Here is a 19,496-nt window from a genome sequence, read left to right on the forward strand (position 1 = left end):
GAGGGAATGAGGAAAGGTCGGCGGGTCGATCGCCCATCGCCCCCCTCCCTGCCGCAAGCGCGGCGTTTCCAAGACGAGTGATCGGCAAGCGCCCGATCCTGCACAACGTCCCGCTCACTCCCAGTGGACGTCCCGAGATCGGCGGGCACAATGAATTGGAGCAAATCGCGGTGCGACGGCACCGCCATTTGCTCCAGAGCAAAATGCGTTCAAGCAGGAGTGGATCACCAATTTAGCGCATTGGTATCAAAAGGATTTTGTGATTCTTGGCGATTCGATCTGAAGATGGAACGCTCTAGAAATCGATGGCATCGATGCTTGACGGCCTCGCGATGCGATAGAGGCCCGCATCCGGCACGAAGGCGTCGATGCCGTTGTCGCGAAAGCGGTTGGTGATCGGATAGCGGCGGTCGCGGCCGAAATTTTTCACCGTCACCTTCACGCCGGGCGGGGCCTGCCGCCGCTTGTATTCGGCGAGGTAGAGCAGCCGCTCGACCTTGCGCACGGTCTCCTCGCCATGGCCTCGCGCGAGGATCTCGCCGATGCGCATCTCGCGCTCGACCAGGCAGCTTAGGATGTCGTCCAGGATGTCGTAGGGCGGCAGGCTGTCTTGGTCCGTCTGGTTCTCGCGCAGTTCCGCCGTCGGCGCCTTGGCCAGGATGGCCTCGGGAATGACGGTTCCGGCCCGACCGAGAGCGTCGACCGGCTTCCAGCGGTTGCGCAAGGCCGCAAGGCGATAGACCTGCGTCTTGTAGAGATCCTTGAGCGGATTGTAGCCGCCGTTCATGTCGCCGTAGAGCGTGCAATAGCCGACCGACATTTCCGACTTGTTGCCGGTCGCCACCACCATCGCGCCGAGCTTGTTGGAGATCGACATCAGGATGGTGCCGCGGATGCGGCTCTGCATGTTCTCCTCGGCGACGCCCCGCGGCCGGCCCTCGAAAAGAGGTGCCAGCACGGCCTCGAGCCCCGCGACCGGCGCATCGATCGGGAGGACGTCGTAACGCGCCCCGAGAGCACCGGCGCATGCCTCGGCATCGGCCATCGATGCCGCCGAGGTGTAGCGGAAGGGCAGCATGACGCAATGCACCCGGGCCGGCCCGAGCGCGTCGGCCGCCATCGCCGCTGCGAGGGCCGAATCGATGCCGCCGGACAGGCCGAGCACCACACCCGGAAAGCCATTCTTGCCGACATAGTCGCGCAGGCCGAGCACACAGGCCTGGTAGTCCGCCTCGTCGCCCTCCTCGACCGCCTCGACGACGCCCCTGTCGCAGGCCCACCCCGACGCGCCGCGCCGCCACGTCGTGGTGACCACCGCCTCACGGAAGGCCGGCAGCTGAACGGCGAGCCTATGATCGGCATTCAGCGCGAAGGAAGCCCCGTCGAAGACCACTTCGTCCTGTCCGCCGACCTCGTTGGCATAGAGCATCGGCAGGCCGGATTCGGCGACCCGCGCCACGGCGATGTTGAGGCGGACGTCGGCCTTGTCGCGATGATAGGGCGAACCGTTCGGCACCAGCAGGATCTCGGCGCCGGTCTCCGCCAGGCATTCGACGACGTCGTGGCCCCAGATGTCCTCGCAGATGGGTACGCCGAGCCTGACGCCGCGAAACGAGATCGGCCCCGGCAGCAATCCGGGTTCGAACACGCGCTTGTCGTCGAAGACGCCATAGTTCGGCAGGTCATATTTGAAGCGGACCGCCACGATCGCGCCCCCGTCCACCAGGGCGACGGCGTTGTGGAGCTTGCCGCCTTCGTTCCACGGCAGGCCGACGAGCACAGCCGGGCCGCCGTCCGCCGTCTCGCGGGCGAGGCCCTCCAGCGCCGCGCGGCAGGCGTCCTGATAGGCGGGCCTGAGCACGAGATCCTCCGGCAGGTAGCCGGAGAGGAACAGTTCGGGGAAGAGCACGAGATCGGCGCCCTGCGCCCGGGCCGCGGCGCGGGCTTCGCGGACCTTGGCCGTGTTGCCGGCGAGATCGCCCACGGTCGGCTTCAGCTGGGCGACGGCGATGCGCAGGGTATCGGTGCTCATGGGCGGCTGCATGCAAGAGAGGGAGGACGCCGAGGCGGCGGCTTGCCAGGATTCCTACACCAGCCTTTCGGCGAGGGCGAGAATCCATGTCAGGCCGGCCAGCGTCAGCGCCATGAAGACAGCTGCCGAGCCGAGATCCTTGACGATGCGGATATGGGGATGATGCTCGGGCGTGACATGGTCCGCCAACGCCTCGATCGCGGTGTTGAGCAGCTCCGCCATCAGGACGATGAGAAGGACGCCGATCAAGGCGAGACGCTTCCACCAGTTCTCCGTGACGAACAGGCAGACCGGCAGGGCGACGAGAAGCACGACCACTTCCTGCTGCACCGCGAGTTCACGGCGGCAGGCATGGGCCAGTCCGGCGGCCGAATTGAAGAACGCCTTGACGATTCGGTCCAATGCCCGCGCTCCCTCACCATGGGAACGCGTTTAACGATCCCCTGCGCGCTCGCCAAGGAGCAATCGCGCAGGGGCGGCCAAGACCGCGGTCAGCGCTTCCTCTTGTAGTAGACGTCCAGGCACACGGCGAAGAGCAGGACGAGACCCTTGATCCATTTCTGGTCGTCGATGCCGAGGCCCAGAATGGACATGCCGACATTCATCACGCCCATCAGGAGGGCGCCGATCACCGCACCGGTTATCTTGCCGACGCCGCCCGACGCAGAGGCGCCGCCGATGAAGCAGGCGGCGATGACGTCGAGCTCGTAGCCGTCGCCCGCCTTGGGCGTCGCCATGCCGCCGAAGCGCGAGGTGACGACGAGGCCGGCCAGCGCCGCCAGGACCCCCATGTTGACGAAGGTGAGCTGGATCAGGCGGTTGGTGTCGATGCCGGAGAGCTTGGCGGCCTTCTCATTGCCGCCGAGCGCATAGATGCGCCGTCCGATGACCGTGCGGGAGGTCACGAAGACATAAAGCAGCGTGAGGACGAGGAGGATGATCAGCACGGTCGGCAAGCCGCGATATTCGGCGAGCAGATAGGTGACATAGAGGGTCGCGACCGCCATCAGGAGGCTGCGGCCGACGAAGATGGTGATCGGCTCTTCCTCGACCCCGTGCTTGACCCGTGTGAACCGGCCCTTGATGCTCACCAGCAGGAAAATCAGTGCTCCGATGACGCCGAGAGCGAAGGTCGTGGTGTAGAAGCCGGGAACGGCAAAGGGATCGGCGATCCAGCCGGCGCTGAGCTGATTGAACGTCTGCGGCAGCGGCCCGACATTGGTGTTGCCGAGCAGACGATAGGTCAGCCCTCGAAAGACCAGCATGCCGCCCAGCGTCACGATGAAGGACGGTATTCGCAGATAGGCGATGAAATAGCCCTGCATCCCGCCGATGACCGCGCCGACCGCCAGGGTCGCGAGCGCCGCCGGCGCCCAGTGCCAGTGGTAGTTCACCATCAGCACCGCCGCGACCGCACCGGTGAAGGCGCAGACCGATCCGACGGACAGGTCGATGTGACCGGACACGATGACCAGCATCATGCCGAGCGCCATGATGATCACGTAGCCGTTCTGATTGGGAATGTTGTTGATGTTGGAAGGCGCCAACATCTTGCCTTCGGTCATGTACTGAAAAAAGACGACGATGACGAGGAGGGAGATCAGCAGGCCATAGTCGCGAATATTGCTGCTGATATAGTCGACGATCGATTTATTGGGTGAAGCAGTCTGGGCTTCGGTGAGTTTCATTGTCATGGTCAGAGCCCCTCTGCTCGCATGATGGCACGCATGATCTTTTCCTGAGTTGCTTCGGCTTGCGAGAATTCGCCGACGAAACGGCCGGCATTCATCACATAGATGCGGTCGCACATACCGAGCAGCTCGGACATTTCGGAGGAGATCATCAGCACCGCCTTGCCGTCTTCCACCATCTTGTTGATGATCGTGTAGATTTCATATTTGGCGCCGACGTCGATTCCGCGGGTCGGTTCGTCCAGAATCAGCAGCTCGGGATTGGAGAACAGCCACTTGCTGATGACAACCTTCTGCTGGTTGCCGCCCGAGAGGTTCACCGTCTTCTGGAAGACGTTGGGCGAGCGGATGTTCAGCCTGCGCCGATAGTCGTTTGCGACTCTCAGCTCCTTGATGTCGTCGATGACGGCGTTCTTGGACACCCCGCCGAGATTGCTGAGGGTGATGTTCTTGATGATGTCTTCCTCGAGAATCAAGCCAAGCTGCTTACGATCCTCGGTGACATAGGCGATGCCGTGGGCGAGCGCCTTGGGGATGCTCGACAGATCGGCTTCCTTGCCGTGCAGGAAGGCCTGCCCGCTGATGCGCTGGCCGTAGGAACGGCCGAAGATGCTCATCGCCAGTTCGGTCCGCCCGGCGCCCATCAGGCCGGAAATGCCGACGACCTCGCCCTTGCGGACCGTGAGGTTCACGCCCTTCACCACCTGCCGATCGAAATGTTCGTGATGGTGCACGGTCCAGTCGCGCACCTCCAGCACGGGCTCGCCGATCTTCGGTTCGCGGTCCGGATAGCGATCCGCCATCTCGCGTCCGACCATGCCCTTGATGATGCGGTCCTCGCTGATCGCCTGGGTGCGGCAATCCAGCGTTTCGATGGAAGCGCCGTCGCGGATGATGGTGATCTCGTCGCAAACCTTCGAAATCTCGTTGAGCTTGTGGGAGATCAGGATGGAGGAAATGCCCTGCCGCTTGAACTCCAGCAGGAGATCGAGCAGGGCGTCACTGTCGCTTTCGTTGAGGCTCGCCGTCGGCTCGTCGAGAATGAGCAGCTTGACGTCCTTGGAAAGCGCCTTGGCGATCTCGACGAGCTGCTGCTTGCCGACGCCGATATTGGCGATCAGCGTATCGGGCGACTCGCGAAGGCCGACCTTCTCCAGGACCTGGCGAGTCCTGGCGAAGGTCAGCGGCCAATCGATGATGCCCCCCGTCGCACGCTCATTGCCGAGGAAGATGTTCTCGGCGATCGAAAGCAACGGCACCAGGGCCAGTTCCTGGTGAATGATGATGATGCCCAGTTCTTCAGAGTCGCGAATGTCCTTGAAGCGGCATTCCTGGCCGCGGAAATGAATATCGCCCTCATAGGTGCCATGCGGATAGACGCCGCTCAGCACCTTCATCAGCGTGGACTTGCCGGCGCCATTCTCGCCGACGACGCCGTGGATTTCGCCTTCGTTGACCGTCAGATTGACGTTGTTGAGCGCCTTGACCCCCGGAAAGGTCTTGGTGATGCCCCTCATTTCGAGAATGGCCGCCATATCGGGTAACCTGTCAAAAGGGCGGCCGCACTGTCGTGCCGGCCGCCCGATACGTTAGTGGGATGCAGTCGCGAGCACTTATTTCAACTGGTCTTCGGTGTAGTAGCCGCCGTCGACCAGGACGTGCTTCCAATTGTCCTTGGTCACGAGGACCGGGTTGAGCAGATAGGAAGGCACGATCTTCTTGCCGTTGTCATAGGTCTTGGTGTCGTTGATCTCGGGCTTGGAGCCGGAGAGAACCGCATCGACCATGGACACGGTCACCTTGGCGAGGTCGCGGGTGTCCTTGTAGATGGTCGAGTACTGGACGCCGTCACGGATCAGCTTCACCGAAGCCACTTCCGCGTCCTGGCCGGAGATGAACGGCATCGGCTTGTCGCCCGAGCCGTAGCCGGCAGCCTGGAGGGACGCGATGATGCCGCGCGACAGGCCGTCATAGGGCGAGAGCACGGCGTCGACCTTCTTGTCGGTGTAGAAGGCGCTCAGCAGGTTGTCCATGCGGGCCTGGGCGACCGAGCCGTCCCAACGCAGCGTGCCGACCTTCTCCATGCCGAACTGCTTGGACTGCACGACGAGCTTGCCGCTGTCGATATAGGGCTGAAGCACCGACATGGCGCCGTTGTAGAAGAAGAAGGCGTTGTTGTCGTCGGGGGAACCGCCGAACAGCTCGACGTTGAACGGGCCCTTGCCATCCTTCAGGCCGAGCGCCGTCTCGAGGGACTGGGCCTGGAGGACGCCGACCTTGAAATTGTCGAAGGTGGCGTAATAGTCGACATTCTCGGAATTGCGGATCAGGCGGTCATACGCAATGATCTTGATGCCCTTCGAAGCCGCTTCCCGGAGCGCATCGGCCAGCGTCGTGCCGTCGATGGCGGCGATGACGAGAACCTTGTCACCCTTGGTGATCATGTTCTCGATCTGGGCGAGCTGGTTCGGGATATCGTCATCGGCATATTGCAGGTCGGTGGCGTAGCCCTTGGCCTGCAGCTGCTTGACCATGTTGTCGCCGTCGGCGATCCAGCGCTCGGAGGTCTTGGTCGGCATGGCGATGCCCACGGGACCCTTGTCCTGGGCCGAAGCGGGCGAAGCAAGGGCAACCGCACCGAGGGCCGCAGCGATCAGCAATGATTTGATAATTCTCACGTCTTTCTCCCTGAATTGACGTCTTGTCGCGCCGTTTCCGTCCCCGTTCCGCATGGCGGAGCGGTTCCACCCATGGCCGTAACAATATGCCACTCTTAGGGCCTTTAAAAAGGCTGTCAAATGGTATTACAAATGGATCGAGCCATTTGTAATACCATTCCCCCGGGGCCTCGAAACCGGGTCGGCGGGGCCGTCAGGACCAGTCGAGCACGATCTTGCCGCACTCGCCTCTCGCCATGATCTCGAAGCCCTGGAGGTAGTCCGCGACCGGCAGGCGATGGGTGATCACCGGCCGGATGTCGAGGCCGCTCTGCAGCATGGCGAGCATCTTGTGCCAGGTCTCGAACATTTCGCGCCCGTAAATGCCCTTGATCGTCAGCATCTTGAACACGACGCGGTTCCAGTCGACGGCAAAGGGCGCAGCGGGAATGCCGAGCATGGCGATCTTGCCGCCCATCAGCATGACGTCGAGCATCTGCTGGAAGGCGGCGGGCGCCCCGCTCATTTCGAGCCCGACATCGAAGCCTTCCTTCATGCGCAGGCGCGCCATCACGTCGCGCAGGTCCTCCTTGGCGACGTCGACCGGCGTGACGTCGGCGACCCTTGCCGCGAGATCGAGACGCACCGGATTGACGTCGGTGATGACGACGTGGCGGGCTCCCGCGTGGCGGGCGACCGCTGCCGCCATGATGCCGATCGGCCCGGCCCCGGTGATCAGCACGTCCTCGCCGACGAGGTCGAAGGACAGCGCGGTATGCACGGCGTTGCCGAGGGGATCGAGGATGGCGCCGAGCTCGTCGTCGATCTCCTCCGGCAGCGGCACGATGTTGAAGGCGGGCACCCTGACATAGTCGGCGAAGGCGCCGGGCATGTTGACGCCGATGCCGCGGGTCTCGGGATCGAGATGGAACTTGCCGGCCCTCGTCGCCCGGCTCTTCATGCCGATGACGTGGCCTTCCCCGGAAACCCGCTGGCCGACCTTCAGATTGCGCACATGGGAGCCGACCTCGACGATCTCGCCCGCATATTCATGGCCGACGACCATCGGCACGGGAATGGTCTTCTGCGCCCAGGCATCCCATTTGTAGATGTGGATGTCGGTGCCGCAGATGCCGGTCTTGCGCACCTTGACCAGGACGTCGTCCTGCCCCGGCACGGGAGTCGGTTCGTTCTCCGAGAGCCAGAGGCCGGGTTCGGCTCTGGATTTGACGAGGGCTTTCATGGGCGGCCTTCCGCTTGCCAAGGGTTGAGGACGGGGACGCCCAGGGGCAGGAAATCGGCAATATTGCGGGTAGCCACCGTCAAGCCATGTTCCAGCGCCGTGGCTGCGATCAGCGAATCGATGACCGGCCTCGGATCGGGCACGTGCAGCGCGGCGCATCGCAAGGCGACGCCTGCATCGATAGGGAGAATTCGACCCGTGAATGCCCTGAGGACGAAGTGATGGATCCAGCGGTGCAGATCCTGTCCCTGAACCGGATCCCGCCGCGCGATCCTCAATGCACCGACCTTCACTTCATAGACGCTCAATGTCGACAGGTACATATCCTGCGGCTGTGTCGCCATAACCCAGTCGGCAAATCGGGGATCGGCTTTGTCCTGCCGTCGCAAGGCCGATAGGACATCGGTATCGATGAGATACATCAATCGAACTCAGCGGGCCTCGGTCCGACGTCGTGAACGCGTGGCGGGTCGAACTCAAAATCACCGGCCTCGTCATCCCGAAGCAAATCGAACATCGTCATGCCGCCCGGCTTCGACTGACGATAGTGCTCATATTTCATCAGCACATAGGCAGGCCGCCCTCGATCGGTGACGAGCACGGGCCCATCATCGGCAGCCCGTTTGGCCTTGCCGATATCATGATTGAATTCGCGGCTGGTCATCTGCTTCATGCTCGTCTCCCATTCGCCAACTATGTAGTTACAAGACTACACCCGGCAAGCAATGCCGAACGGCTGGAGAAATCGCGGGACACCAACGCCCCGCTGGCGTGACTACGGCGTCAGATCACGCCCAACGCCTTGCCGGCATCGGCGAAGGCGTCGATGGCGAAATCGATGTCGGCATCCGTCAGGCCGGCCGACATCTGGGTGCGGATGCGCGCCCTGCCCCTCGGCACCACCGGGAAGAAGAAGCCGGCGACATAGACGCCGCGCTCGTCGAGCGCCCGCGCCATGTTCTGGGCATGGCTGGCATCGTGCAGCATCACCGGGATGATCGGCGTTTCGCCGGCGAGGAGTTCGAAGCCGGCCTTCTCCAGCCCGGCCCGGAAACGCCTGGCATTGGCGAAGAGCCTGTCGCGCAGGTCGTCGCCCTTCTCGGCCAGTTCGATCGCCTTCATCGAGCCGGCCGCGACGGGCGGAGCCAGCGAATTGGAGAACAGATAGGGCCGCGCCCGCTGGCGCAGGAGATCGACGATCGGCTGGCTGGCGGCGACATAGCCGCCCATGGCGCCGCCCAGCGCCTTGCCGAGCGTGCCGGTGAGGATATCGATACCGTCCTCGACGCCGGCTCGTGCCGGCGTGCCCCTGCCATTCGGGCCGATGAAGCCGGTGGCGTGGCAATCGTCGACCATCACGCTCGCATCGTAGCGCTGGGCGAGGTCAGTGATGGTCCGGAGATCGGCGAGATAGCCGTCCATCGAGAAGACGCCGTCGGTCGCGATGACGATGTGGCGGGCCTTGTCGGCCCGCGCCGCCTTCAGCTGGGTCTCGAGGTCGTCCATGTCGCCATTGGCGAAGCGGTAGCGCCTGGCCTTGCACAGGCGAACCCCGTCGATGATCGAGGCGTGGTTGAGCGAATCGGAGATGATCGCATCGTCCGCGCCCAGCAGGGGCTCGAACACCCCGCCATTGGCATCGAAGCAGGCGGCGAACAGGATGGCGTCGTCCTTGCGCAGATAGCGCGCGATCGCCCGCTCGAGGTCGCGATGCAGCGTCTGGGTGCCGCAGATGAAGCGGACCGAAGCCATGCCGAAACCGTGGTCGTCCATCGCCTGCCGCGCGGCGGCGACGATTTCGGGATTGTCGGCGAGGCCGAGATAATTGTTGGCGCACAGGTTCAGCATCGGCCGCCGGATGCCGTTCGCGGCAACCTCGATGCGGGCGCGCTGCGGACCGGCGATCTCGCGCTCCCGCTTGGTCAGCCCTTCGGCCTCGATATCGGCCAGGGTGGATTTGACATGATCGAGCAACGACATCGGCCCGTCTCCTCGCGAAGCTGCAGGCCACAGGCGTAAGGCAAAACCGACGCCGCATCAAATGATGCGCCCATGCCAAAACGGCATGGGCGCGGGAAGACGGAATGCTTGGGCCGACGCCGATCAGAACAGTTTCGGCACATGCATGTCGGATGGCACGGGATGGCGCACATAGTCCTCCCGGCGCTCGCGCGGCGGCAGGACGACCGGCGGATGCTCGACCTCGCCATAGGCGACCTGCGACAGGAGATGCGCGATGCAGTTGAGCCGTGCCCGCTTCTTGTCGACGGCCTCGACGACCCACCACGGCGCCTCGGGGATGTGCGTGCGTTCCAGCATCACTTCCTTGGCGCGGGTATAGTCCTCCCAGCGGCGGCGGGACTCGACATCCATCGGGCTCAGCTTCCACTGCTTGAGCGGGTCGCTGATGCGCATGTTGAAGCGGAAGGCCTGCTCCTCGTCGGTGATCGAGAACCAGTATTTGAGGAGGATGATGCCCGAGCGCACCAGCATGCGCTCGAATTCCGGCACGGAGCGGAAGAATTCCTCATATTCGTCGTCGGTGCAGAAGCCCATGACGTGCTCGACGCCGGCCCGGTTGTACCAGCTGCGATCGAACAGCACCATTTCGCCGCCGGCGGGAAGATGGGAGACGTAGCGCTGGAAATACCATTGCGTGCGCTCCCGCTCGTTCGGCGCCGGCAGGGCGGCGACACGGCATACGCGCGGATTGAGCCGCTGGGTGATGCGCTTGATCACGCCGCCTTTGCCGGCTGAATCGCGGCCTTCGAACAGCACGACGACGCGCAGCTTCTGGTGCTGGATCCAGTCCTGCAGGCGGACGAGCTCGTGCTGGAGGCGGAAGAGCTCGCGGAAATAGATCTTGCGGTCGAGGGTGTCCGTTTCCGTGTAGCCCGGGATTTCCGAGAGCATGTGGTCGAGGCGCGCCTCCTCCAGCTCCAGTTCCAGCTCCTCGTCATAGCCGTCGGCGATTTCCCGGTGAATGCGGTCGAGGGCGGAGGTCGTGTCGTCGGGCGTCGTCATGGCATGCTCCTGCGGAAGGCTCCTGGGCGTAGGCCGCTATTCGCCCACACGGCCATGATGGCCCTATTGCAGGGTTATTTCAGTTATGTGACGGTGGCCATCCGATCGATGCGTCCGTTACCGCCGCTTGGCGACGGTCGCACCATCGGCGACGGCGGAGGATATCGAGATCCAGGCTGCCGCCATCGTAAGAAGGCACGAACGTCTCGCCTCTTTCATACAAGTCAGCACGACAGGAGGTCCTTCAGAAAAAGGCGCTCGGCTAGGACGGCCGCCTCCTCTTTGCCATGACCGGCGCCACTTTCGCGGGCGCGCACTTCCATGGCGTGTATGTGTCTCCTCCCAGTGGCCCGTGTGAATCCCAGAAGAAGCCGTCTTGCAGGGTGTCGAAGCCGTCCTGTCCTCCATCGAGTTCTCCCCACTTTGCGCGCCCGGGCATCTGCCAGTGAATCGCGTGCGTCGACTTGGCGCCGTCGATGGCGCCATAGCTGCTCCAACCGCAGCATGGAGAACCATCGATGATGCGGTAGACGACATACACTCTCTTGCCGTTGAGCGTTCCCCTGGTAGCGGTCATCCCGACTGGTTTGCATATCGTGGACTTGTCCAGATCTTCCTCGTTGATCACGCTCTTGTCCGTTTTCGAGAAAAAGTGAGCTGTGGGCGACATGCAGGAAAATTCGTCGATCGTCCCGTATCGATCCGCCTTGAAGACGAAGTGATGCTTCTCTCCGCGATAGATGATGCGGTCCGGCGGGCACGCTTCTTCCGCCAGGGCCTGGACCGACAGGCCGGCGAGCATCGCCGCCAGCACGAGCTCTACATGTCCTGACATCCAGCCCTCCGTCATCCCGCCTTCAGCCATTCCACAGCGCGATGGGCGATGGCCATGACCGGCGCGTTGGTGTTGCCGCTGACGATATCGGGCATGACCGAGCCGTCGAACACCCGCAGCCCCTCGATGCCGCGCACGCGCAATTGCGGATCGAGCACCGCCATCGGATCGCCGGCGCGGCCCATGCGCGCGGTGCCGACCGGATGGTAGTTGGTCTTGACCATGCGCTTGCAATGGGCGTGCAGCTCGGCATCGCTCACCTTGTCCGCACCGGGCAGCATCTCGCGTGCGATCTTCTCGCGGATCGGCGAGGCCGTGAGGAAGGTGCGCGCGAAGCGAAGGCCGGCGATCATCAGCCTGATGTCCTCGGGGTGCTTGAGGAAGCCGCCGTCGACGAGGGGCGGGTCGCGCGGGTCGCCGGAGCGCAGCCGCACGGTGCCGCGCGACTTCGGCCTGAGCAGGCAGGTGGTGAAGGTGACGCCGTCGCAGGCCTCGACATCGGTGATGTCGCGGTCGAGATAGACGGTCGGCACGCAATAGATCTTCAGGGAGGCGTCGGCCTCGGGATCGTCGGGATTGGTGAAGACGCAGGCCTCGACGCCGGTCGTCGTCACCGGCCCGCTCTTCGACAGCAGATATTGCAGGCCGTTGCGGATGAGATTCCAGCCCTTGTCCTGGCCGAAATAACCGTAGCGGCCGTTGGAAGCGGCGATCAGCGGCACCTCGCAATGATCCTGCAGGTTCTCGCCCACGCCCGGCAGGTCGACGAGCGGCCTGATACCGTGCCGCCGGAGCTGGTCAGCCGGCCCGATGCCCGACAGCATCAGGAGCTTGGGCGTGACATAAGTGCCGGCGGCGAGGATGACGGTGTCGGCGCCGGCCTTGCGCGTCCTGCCGCCCTCGACGAATTCCACGCCCCTACAGCGGCCACCCTCGATGACGAGCCGGGTGACGACGGCCGCAGTGGCGATGGTCAGGCGCTCGTCGCCCTTCACCAGCGGCAGGAAGGCATCGACAGCGCTGCAGCGACGCTTGCGGACCGGATCCATGGTGCCCTGCATCAGGCCGACGCCGCGCTGGCGGCCGGAGTTGAAATCCGGGTTGAGGGGCTCGCCCAAAGCCGGCAGCGCCTGCAGGAAGGCCCGCGTCATCTCGCAGGTATGGAGCGGCCGGGTCACCTTCAGGGGCCCGCTGGTGCCGTGCATCGGCGTATCGAGGTCGGCATTGCCTTCCATCGCGATGAAATGCGGGAGGATTTCGTCGTAGCTCCAGCCCTCGGCGCCGTAGTTCCGGACCCAATTGTCGTAATCGGCCGGCTGGCCGCGCATATAGACCATGGCGTTGACCGAGGAGCCGCCGCCGAGCACCCTGCCCTGCGGCACGATGGTCGCGCGCCCGTCGAGCTGGGGCTGCGGTTCCATCCGGTGCATGGTCAGGTAGGTGTCCCTGGCCAGATATTTCATGTAGCCGGCGGGCATGTGCATGATCGGGTTCATGCGGGCAGGCCCGGCTTCGAGCAGGAGCACGCGCTGGCCGAGATCGCGGACGAGGCGCATGGCGGCGACGCAGCCGGACGAGCCGCCGCCGACGATGATGGTGTCGTAGTTCACGGGCACGCCGAATCCCCAGCCTCGATCGGGCCGAGCGGATCGTACTTTGCCGGCGGAAGTCAAGGCGGAGGGACGAGCGAGAATGGCGGCCGGGGGACCGGCACACCGGTGGGCGGGTCCCCCGACCCGCCTTCCCGCAACGCCCGTGCAAGCGGCAAGAGAATGCCGGTCGGGGACCGGCCCACCGCCTATTCCGCGGCGATGATGCCCGGCGCGTTCTGGCCGGACCGTTCCTTCTTCACCAGTTCGGCGGCCATGAAGGCGATTTCCAGCGCCTGCTCCGCATTGAGCCGGGGATCGCAATGGGTGTGGTAGCGGTCGGCGAGGTCCGCCTCGCTGACGGCACGGGCGCCGCCGGTGCATTCGGTGACGTTCTTGCCCGTCATCTCCAGGTGCAGGCCGCCGGCATAGGTGCCTTCGGCCGCATGGACGGCGAAAAAGTCCTTGATCTCGCGGGTGATCGCGTCGAAGGGCCGGGTCTTGTAGCCGTTGGCGGCCTTGACGGTATTGCCGTGCATGGGATCGCAGGACCACACCACCGTGCGCCCCTCGCGCTTCACCGCGCGGATGAGGTCCGGCAGATGCTGGCCGACCTTGTCGTGGCCGAAGCGGGCGATCAGCGTCAGCCGGCCGGCCTCGTTCTCGGGATTGAGCACGTCGATCAGCCTGATCAGTTCTTCGGGCTTGAGCGAGGGGCCGCATTTGAGCCCGATCGGATTCTTGACGCCGCGGAAGAACTCGACATGGGCATGGTCGAGCTGGCGGGTACGGTCTCCGATCCAGATGAAGTGCCCGGAGGTGGCGTAGGGGTCGCCCGAGGTGGAATCGATGCGCGTCATCGCCTGTTCGAAGCCGAGCAGCAGCGCCTCATGGCTGGTGTAGAAATCGGTGATGCGCATCTCCGGATGCACTTCCGGATCGATGCCGCAGGCACGTATGAAGTCGAGCGCCTCGGAGATGCGCCCGGCGAGCGCCTGGTATTTGTGGCTCTGGGGCGAATCCTTGACGAAACCCAGCATCCATTGATGCACATGGGCGAGGTTGGCATAGCCGCCCGTCGCGAACGCCCTGAGCAGATTGAGCGTGGCGGCCGACTGGCGATAGGCCTCGAGCTGGCGGCGCGGATCGGGAATGCGCGTCTCGGCCGTGAATTCCGTGCCGTTGACGATATCGCCGCGATAGACCGGCAGCTCGATGTCGCCGACCTTCTCCGTCGGCGCGGAACGCGGCTTGGCGAACTGGCCGGCGATCCGCCCGACCTTCACCACCGGCAGGGAACCGGCGAAGGTGAGCACCACCGCCATCTGCAGGAAGACGCGGAAGAAGTCGCGGATATTGTCGGCGCCGTGCTCGATGAAGCTTTCGGCGCAGTCGCCGCCCTGGAGCAGGAAGGCCTTGCCGTCCGCGACCTTGGCGAGCTCGCGCTTGAGCTTGCGGGCCTCGCCGGCGAAGACCAGCGGCGGAAAGGTGGCGAGCGTCGCCTCGACGTCGGCGAGCGCCTTGGCATCCGGAAAGGCGGGCGCCTGCTGGATCGGCTTCGAACGCCAGCTTTGCGGGGTCCAACGCTCGGACATGTCTGATCCTCGTTCCATGACGGCGGCGGGCTCCGCGCCGATCGAACCTTTCACCCGCCGCAGCATTGCGGCGAAGGCGCGCTATATACGCGTCCGACGTGCGGAAAACCAGCAGCATCGCGGCTTACGGCAGCGCCAATATCGCCTGGGCCGTCCGCATGTCGGTGACGAGCGCATTGACGAGGCCGCCGCGGGCCGCGCCGAGAATGGCCGGCGCCTTGGCGACCGCCGCGGCGACGCCGATGACGAGGGGGACGGCCCTGAGTTGCGCCGGCGACATCGCCAGCAGGCGGTTCTCGCCGTCCCAGGGCACGAGATTGCCTTGGACGTCGAAATAATGGCGGATCACGTCGCCGACGGCGCCGAAGAGGTCGATCTCGTCGGGCGTCACCACCTGGCGTCCCTGGCTCGGATCGGCGGCATGGGGCAGCCCGATGCCGACGATCGCGGCGTCCACCCGGTCCCACAGGGCGATGGTGTCCTGGAAGCCGGCATCGGCGAGGAAGGCGTCGCGCAGCGGCTTCGAGGGCAGATAGGGTGCATGGAGAAAGCGCGGCGAACCGCCGGCCTGCTCGGCCGCCAGCCGCACGAATTCGTTGATCTGGAAATGCTCGGCGGTTTCCTGCATGGCGCCGTTGGCCGGGACCGTGACGACGCCCGGCAGGCGCGGCAGGCCCGACTGGATCACCGCCCGCACCGCGCGCCCCCAGCCGATGGCGAGCACGCCCCCCTGGCCGAGCCCCCTCTCCTTCAGCATCGTTCCCACCGGCGCGGCCAGCGAGGCGAGTGTGCCGGCCTCCGGCGCATCGATGACCAGGGCGCGCCGCAGCCCCAGGCGCTGCACCAGCCTTTCCTCGATCTCCTCCGGCGATACCGGATCGACGATCTCGATCCGCACGATGCCCTCCTCCCGGGCACGGCGCAGCAGCCGCGAAATCGTCGCCGCCGACAGCTGCAGCCGGCGTGCGATCTCGACCTGGGAGAGGTCCGCCTCATAATGGAGCTTGGCGACGGTGTGGAGCATCGCGCGGGAGGCGCCCGCTTCGTTGGGAGGCTGCATCTTGCCTTGAAATACCTTTCAGAAAGATGTTACAAGAAAATAGTCGATGGAGCCCGAGCAAAGCGCGCCTTTCCGAGAAAGCCGTCTGCTCCAACTCCTTGTTTCCACGCGTCTTTGGGATTCTTCGATTCCGTCAAGCCGCAAAATGCTTTAGCTTGGATCAGCGATCATGACCAGAATGACGACGGCGGAACGGCGCGGCTACCAGCAGATCTGCGGTGAGAACGGCGCGATGATGGTGATCGCCTGCGACCAGCGCGGCGGCATGCGCAGCCTGCTCGCCGCCGATCCGGCCGGACAGGCGGCGATCAGCGACGCGGTGCTCGCCGACACCAAGGCGGACATCACGCGCTATCTTGCCAATGAGGCTTCCTGCGTGCTGCTCGATGCGGTCTGCGCCGTGCCGCATGTCGTCGATCAGGGCATCCTTGCGCGCGACACCGGCCTGCTCATCGGTCTCGACGCCTCCGGCTGGGACGTCGAGCCGGGGACCGGCTTCCGCCTTTCCAAGCTGGTGCCGGGCATCGATGCCCGCCGCGTCCGGGAGCTGGGCGGAACCGGGGCGAAGATCATGGTGTATCTGCGGCCCGACCATCCCGGCGCCGACGACCGCAACCTCGCGCTGCTGCGCCGCTGCATCGAGGACTTCGCCCGCGAGGACGTGCTGCTGGTGGTGGAATTCCTCACCTATTCGGTCGAGGGCGAAAGCAAGGAGGCCTATGCGGCCGCGTTCCCCGGCCTGGTGGAGGAAGGCTCGCGGCTGTCGCTCGAATGCGGGGCCAAGGTGCTGAAGATCCCCTATCCGGGAACGCCCGAAGCCTGCGCCACCGTCACGCGCATGGCGGGCGAGGTGCCCTGGGCCGTGCTGTCGGCCGGGGTCGACCACGCGACCTTCCTCGGCCAGGTCGAGACCGCCATGGCGAACGGCGCATCTGGGGTCATCGCCGGACGCTCGCTGTGGAAGGACTGCATCTCGCTCGACCGCAGCGTCACGCGCGAACGCCTGACCGGCGTCGCCGTGCCGCGCCTGCGCGAGATCCAGGCCGTCCTCGCCCGCTACGGCCAGCCCTCGCAGCAGGCGGCCTGAGGCCGGAAGGCGACGCATCATGCCTCCCTTTCCGTCTCCCACGGCGATCGGAATCGACATCGGCGGCACCAAGCTGTGCGCAGCCTGGGTCGACCGCACCGGCGCCATCCTCGAACACCGGTCCGAACCGACCTCGCGCCAGCCGGCGATGCTCGCGGCGCAGATCCTCTCCTTGCTGCAGCAGCTCGACCGTCCCCCTGTCGCCGCGATCGGCATCGGCGTGCCCGGCCGCGTCGCGCCGGACCGGCGGACCGTGCTGTCGGGCGGCTATGTCGATCTCACCGGCTTCGATCTCGCCGGACGCCTCGAGCAGGCGTGCGGCCGGCCGGTCGTGCTCGACAATGACTGCACGATGGCATTGCTCGGCGAGATGGCGGTGGGCGGTGCCCGAGGCGAGGCCGACGTCGCCATGCTGACGATCGGCACCGGCATCGGCGGTGCGCTCGTCCTCAACGGCGAGATCGTGCGCGGCAAGGCCGGCGCGGGACAGTTCGGGCACGTCACGGTCGCCTCACCGGGCGAGCCCTGCGCCTGCGGCCGGCGGGGCTGCGTGGAGACCACGAGTTCGGGCAGCGCGCTTCGCCGCTGGATCGCCGAGGCGGGCCTCGACCCCTCGACGACGGCGCAGGAACTCTTCGAGCGCGAGGCCCGGGGCGACGCCGCGGCGCGGCAGGTCCTGCACGCGTGGATCGGCCCGCTTCGCCTGGCGATCGACAGCATCGTCGCCGCCGTCGATCCCTCTCTCGTCCTTCTCGGCGGCGGCCTCGGCGAGGCGGCCCATCGCGCCCTTCGCCGCCTGCCGGCTGCCTCGCCCTGGTTCCAGTGCCGGGTCGAGGCCGCCATGCTCGGGGACCGGGCAGGCGTCATCGGCTGCGCCCTGACCGCTCTCGACGGAGCATCGCTGCGCGGGGTGCCGGAACGGGCTATGCAGGGGCCATGAAGACCGCCATCCTGGTCAACGGCGTTCCGGCGAGCGGCAAGAGCACCGTCTGCCGCGCTCTCTCCCACCGGTTCGGCTGGCTGATCCTTGCTCTGGACACGGTGAAGGAACCCTTCTTCGACCATCTCGGCATCGGCGACCGCGAGTTCAACCGCAAGCTCGGCCGGGCGAGCGCACAGGCGATCTGGTCCATCGTGGCGGAGGGGCCTCCCGGCTTGACCGTCATCGTCGACGCCTGGTTCGGCTTCCAGCCGCGCGACGTCCTCGAAGCCCATCTCGAACGCGCCGGCATCACCCGCACGGTGGAGATCTGGTGCCACGCCCCCGCCGCCCTTCTCGCCGAGCGCTATGGTGCCCGCCTCGGCCAGCGCCATGCCGGCCATCCCGGCGCGGCCTTCATCCCCGAACTCCAGGCCCTCGCCGCCCGGGCCGAGCCCCTGCGGCGCGGCCTGCTCTATGACGTGGATACGTCGGGCCCGATCGATTTCGATGCCGTCGAAACCTGGCTGCTGCTGGCGCTGGCGCCGTAGCCGGAGCTTCCTACCGGCCGGCGAGCCGCCGGATCGCGGCCAGCGTCTCGCGGTTGAGCGTGCCGTTGAGCTCGCCGCCATAAAGGCCGCGGTCGCGCAGCATCGCCTGGGTGGCGACGCGCATGTCGAGGTTCCAGGCGTTCCAGTGATTGGCGAGCTGGTCGAAGCTGTACTCGTTGCCGGCGGCCAGGGCCCGCAGCATCCAGAACGCCGCCATCTTTCCGTCCGCCGCCACGCCCAGCCCGTTGGCATAGGCATAGGCGAGCCCCGCCATGCCGTCCGAACTGCCGCGCCCGGCGGCCTGCTGATAGTAGGAGAAGGACTTAGCCGCGTCCCTGCCGACGCCCGACCCGCTGATATAGGCGAAGGCGAGCTTGATCAGCGCATCCTCGTCGCCACGGTCCGCCGCCTGCTGGAAATAGGTGACCGCCAGGGCCTCGTCCTTGGGCACGCCGAGGCCGTCGCGGTAGAAGAGGGCGAGGTTGCGGCTGCCCACGGCGTCGCCCTTGTCGGCCGCCAGCCGGAACAGGCGGGCCGCCTCGGCATAGTCCCTCGCAACCCCCTCGCCGTCGCGGTAGAGAAAGCCGAGATTGACGGCGGCGGAGGCGAGGCCGCCATCGGCCGCCTGCCGGTAGAGCGCCGCCGCGCGCGCCGGGTCGCGGCCGACGCCCAGCCCCTGCTGATATTGATAGCCGAGGGCGTTCAGGCAGGCGGGGTCGCCCTTGTCCGCGCAGGCGGCGAGCAGGCGGGCGGCAGCGTCATCGTCACGGACGACGCCGTTGCCGTCGCGGAGCATGACGGCGGCCGAGAAAGCGCCGATCGGGCTGCCGAGTTCCGCGGCGCGGCGGTAGGATTCGAGCGCGCCCGTATAGTCGCCGAGTTTCTGCCGGGCCCGGCCGAGCTGGTAATGGAAGCGGGCGGTGGTGGGGTAGAGGCGGACGGCGTCGCCGCATTGCGCCAGCGCCAGGTTGGCGTCGAGGCTCTCCGTCGAAACGCCAGGCCCGGTCCTCTGCCCGTCATCCGGGCTCGCCGCCGCGCTGTCGCAGGTGGTCACGAGGGTGGCGGGATCGACCGGCGGCGGCAATCGCAGGGGCGGCACGTGCCTGCCATGCGGCGGGGTCAGATTGACGGCGCCGGCGACACCCGCCGTCAGCACCAGGCAAAGGGCGAGAAGGCCGGAAGCCGCCGGACGAAACCGTCTCATGCCACGCCC

The 19,496-nt window shown here is 65.7% G+C and carries 18 protein-coding genes; 3 read left to right on the forward strand and 15 right to left on the reverse strand.

Annotated features, from left to right (window positions below; all coding sequences use genetic code 11):
• Positions 1 to 295: 295 nt before the first annotated feature.
• The 14 genes from J3R73_RS20250 to J3R73_RS20315 all read right to left on the reverse strand — a co-directional run bounded on the left by J3R73_RS20250 (position 296) and on the right by J3R73_RS20315 (position 15,690).
• Entirely contained in the window at positions 296 to 2,032 is a 1,737-nt protein-coding gene (locus J3R73_RS20250) for an NAD+ synthase (RefSeq protein ID WP_307430972.1), read from the reverse strand.
• Positions 2,033 to 2,086: 54 nt separating this feature from the next.
• On the reverse strand, positions 2,087 to 2,434 hold the full coding sequence (locus tag J3R73_RS20255) for a diacylglycerol kinase (RefSeq protein ID WP_307430975.1): 348 nt from the start codon (positions 2,432 to 2,434) through the stop codon (positions 2,087 to 2,089).
• A gap of 89 nt (positions 2,435 to 2,523) precedes the next feature.
• Entirely contained in the window at positions 2,524 to 3,726 is a 1,203-nt protein-coding gene (gene mmsB / locus J3R73_RS20260; RefSeq protein WP_370879965.1) for a multiple monosaccharide ABC transporter permease, read from the reverse strand.
• 2 nt (positions 3,727 to 3,728) lie between these two features.
• The gene (mmsA, locus tag J3R73_RS20265; protein ID WP_307430978.1) at positions 3,729 to 5,258 is read right to left on the reverse strand and encodes a multiple monosaccharide ABC transporter ATP-binding protein; all 1,530 of its coding nucleotides are present in this window, start codon (positions 5,256 to 5,258) and stop codon (positions 3,729 to 3,731) included.
• A 78-nt stretch (positions 5,259 to 5,336) separates the two neighbouring features.
• On the reverse strand, positions 5,337 to 6,401 hold the full coding sequence (chvE, locus tag J3R73_RS20270) for a multiple monosaccharide ABC transporter substrate-binding protein (RefSeq protein ID WP_307430981.1): 1,065 nt from the start codon (positions 6,399 to 6,401) through the stop codon (positions 5,337 to 5,339).
• Positions 6,402 to 6,594: 193 nt separating this feature from the next.
• On the reverse strand, positions 6,595 to 7,623 hold the full coding sequence (gene tdh, locus J3R73_RS20275) for an L-threonine 3-dehydrogenase (protein ID WP_307430984.1): 1,029 nt from the start codon (positions 7,621 to 7,623) through the stop codon (positions 6,595 to 6,597).
• The gene (locus J3R73_RS20280) at positions 7,620 to 8,045 is read right to left on the reverse strand and encodes a type II toxin-antitoxin system VapC family toxin (protein WP_307430986.1); all 426 of its coding nucleotides are present in this window, start codon (positions 8,043 to 8,045) and stop codon (positions 7,620 to 7,622) included. The genes tdh and J3R73_RS20280 overlap by 4 nt, the downstream gene beginning before the upstream one ends.
• Positions 8,045 to 8,296, reverse strand: coding sequence for a type II toxin-antitoxin system prevent-host-death family antitoxin (locus tag J3R73_RS20285; RefSeq protein ID WP_307430989.1), 252 nt, complete (start codon positions 8,294 to 8,296; stop codon positions 8,045 to 8,047). The genes J3R73_RS20280 and J3R73_RS20285 overlap by 1 nt, the downstream gene beginning before the upstream one ends.
• A gap of 110 nt (positions 8,297 to 8,406) precedes the next feature.
• Entirely contained in the window at positions 8,407 to 9,603 is a 1,197-nt protein-coding gene (locus J3R73_RS20290; RefSeq protein WP_307430991.1) for a glycine C-acetyltransferase, read from the reverse strand.
• Between the two features lie 123 nt (positions 9,604 to 9,726).
• Positions 9,727 to 10,647, reverse strand: a complete 921-nt coding sequence (gene ppk2, locus J3R73_RS20295) for a polyphosphate kinase 2 (RefSeq protein WP_307430995.1) — start codon at positions 10,645 to 10,647, stop codon at positions 9,727 to 9,729.
• 262 nt (positions 10,648 to 10,909) lie between these two features.
• Positions 10,910 to 11,482 carry a hypothetical protein gene (locus tag J3R73_RS20300; RefSeq protein ID WP_307430997.1) on the reverse strand — a complete coding sequence of 191 codons (573 nt, stop codon included), beginning with the start codon at positions 11,480 to 11,482 and terminating at the stop codon, positions 10,910 to 10,912.
• Between the two features lie 11 nt (positions 11,483 to 11,493).
• A complete protein-coding gene (locus tag J3R73_RS20305) occupies positions 11,494 to 13,098 on the reverse strand; it encodes a GMC family oxidoreductase (RefSeq protein ID WP_307431000.1) in 1,605 nt (534 codons plus the stop codon).
• Positions 13,099 to 13,280: 182 nt separating this feature from the next.
• Positions 13,281 to 14,666, reverse strand: a complete 1,386-nt coding sequence (locus J3R73_RS20310; RefSeq protein ID WP_307431003.1) for a class II 3-deoxy-7-phosphoheptulonate synthase — start codon at positions 14,664 to 14,666, stop codon at positions 13,281 to 13,283.
• Between the two features lie 124 nt (positions 14,667 to 14,790).
• A complete protein-coding gene (locus tag J3R73_RS20315) occupies positions 14,791 to 15,690 on the reverse strand; it encodes a sugar-binding transcriptional regulator (protein ID WP_307437555.1) in 900 nt (299 codons plus the stop codon).
• A gap of 205 nt (positions 15,691 to 15,895) precedes the next feature.
• Here J3R73_RS20315 and J3R73_RS20320 point away from each other — a divergent pair, with 205 nt between their 5' ends.
• From J3R73_RS20320 to J3R73_RS20330, 3 genes are read left to right on the forward strand one after another with little or no spacing between them, the layout of a single operon-like run.
• The gene (locus tag J3R73_RS20320; RefSeq protein WP_307431006.1) at positions 15,896 to 16,813 is read left to right on the forward strand and encodes a tagatose-bisphosphate aldolase; all 918 of its coding nucleotides are present in this window, start codon (positions 15,896 to 15,898) and stop codon (positions 16,811 to 16,813) included.
• 19 nt (positions 16,814 to 16,832) lie between these two features.
• Positions 16,833 to 17,753 (forward strand): ROK family protein, encoded by a 921-nt coding sequence (locus tag J3R73_RS20325; protein ID WP_307431009.1) that lies wholly within the window; start codon positions 16,833 to 16,835, stop codon positions 17,751 to 17,753.
• Complete coding sequence (locus J3R73_RS20330) at positions 17,750 to 18,283, forward strand: P-loop nucleotide/nucleoside kinase family protein (RefSeq protein ID WP_307431011.1); 534 nt, start codon at positions 17,750 to 17,752, stop codon at positions 18,281 to 18,283. The genes J3R73_RS20325 and J3R73_RS20330 overlap by 4 nt, the downstream gene beginning before the upstream one ends.
• Positions 18,284 to 18,293: 10 nt before the next feature.
• On the opposite strand, the gene J3R73_RS20335 is transcribed toward J3R73_RS20330, so the two are convergent.
• Complete coding sequence (locus J3R73_RS20335) at positions 18,294 to 19,487, reverse strand: tetratricopeptide repeat protein (protein WP_307431014.1); 1,194 nt, start codon at positions 19,485 to 19,487, stop codon at positions 18,294 to 18,296.
• Positions 19,488 to 19,496 lie beyond the last annotated feature (9 nt).

Origin of the sequence: Labrys monachus (assembly GCF_030814655.1) — a bacterium.
GTDB classification, from domain to species: domain Bacteria; phylum Pseudomonadota; class Alphaproteobacteria; order Rhizobiales; family Labraceae; genus Labrys; species Labrys monacha.